Source organism: Eubacterium sp. BIOML-A2 (genome assembly GCF_009680135.1).
GTDB lineage: Bacteria > Bacillota > Clostridia > Lachnospirales > Lachnospiraceae > Faecalicatena > Faecalicatena contortus_B.
Genome location: NZ_WKZK01000126.1, coordinates 1 through 1187, shown reverse-complemented (window position 1 = coordinate 1187; position 1187 = coordinate 1). Strand labels below are relative to the sequence as shown.

Genomic DNA, 1187 nt, shown 5'->3' with positions numbered 1-1187 from the left:
TCTTTCATACTGATTTTAGTATATCAGATTCATTAAAATCTGTCCGAAAAAGTGTCTTAATTTATGAGACCATTATAGACCAGGCATCCAGGATCGCAAAAAACGCGGTACAGATCCTGAATTCCAGACACCAGAATCTGGGCGAAACGCCATTCATCCAGCAGAAGCCAATGGATTTCTCCGATATGTTCGGTTCCATCATGGACGGAGTAACCGCCTTCGTAGCTCTGGTTGCAGGCATATCACTGATTGTCGGCGGTATCGGGGTTATGAATATCATGCTTGTATCCGTCACAGAACGTACCCGCGAGATCGGAATCCGCAAGGCCCTGGGGGCCAAGACAGGATCCATCATCGCACAGTTCCTCTGTGAATCCGCGATCATCTCGGGCATGGGAGGCATCATCGGAATTATACTCGGCGCCGCGCTAACAGCCCTGATCAGCGCCCTTGGAATCGGCGGCATAAAGGCCCAGCTTTCCTTACCGGCGATTCTGATTGCAACCATATTTTCCTGCAGTGTGGGAATCGTATTCGGCATCTATCCGGCAAAGAAAGCCGCCAAGCTCAGCCCAATTGAGGCGCTTAGACGGATGTAATAATATTTATTAATAGATTTAACAGAAAATCCTGTGCGCTCTTGCAAAGACAGCACATGATTCTATACAACTTATTCACAAATCTCATAAAACGAGGAGGGTTTTCACATGAAAAAACAAAGTAAGCTTTTAAAAGTATTCTCTATCATCCTGATTGTTATTGGGGCAATTTCCCTCTTGTCAGGTGTGTTTGCTATCGCTATGAAATCAACAATGGATGCGACCTACGAGGCAATGGGTATCGTACCGCCGACGACATTCTCTTATGTATATTCCATTATCGGCGGGCTGATCATACTGGCAGCCGGTATCATAGGTGTAGCCTATAAATCCAGAAAAATAGTGCTGATTATAGGAATTATACTGGCAGCATACTATGTGTTTAATATTATTTACGCTGCTATGACTACGGGATTCTCCGCATTCAGCCTGGTGGGGCTGATCTGGCCTCTGCTGTACCTCTGGGGGTGGTATCTTTCTGAGTAACGATAGGAGGGGACGCTGAGTGGAAGTGGAATAGGCCTCTTTCCGATGGGGGCGCGAAGTAATGGAACAGCCGTAAGCCTGACAAATGCACATATGCCGTTT

General features: G+C 46.4%; 2 protein-coding genes. Both read left to right on the top strand.

Annotated features, from left to right (window positions below; translation table 11 throughout):
* On the top strand, window positions 1-599 hold a 599-nt coding region (locus GKG43_RS22785), incomplete at its 5' end, for an FtsX-like permease family protein (protein ID WP_243125905.1).
* A 108-nt stretch (window positions 600-707) separates the two neighbouring features.
* A complete protein-coding gene (locus GKG43_RS22780) occupies window positions 708-1085 on the top strand; it encodes a hypothetical protein (RefSeq protein WP_025654850.1) in 378 nt (125 codons plus the stop codon).
* Window positions 1086-1187: the final 102 nt, after the last annotated feature.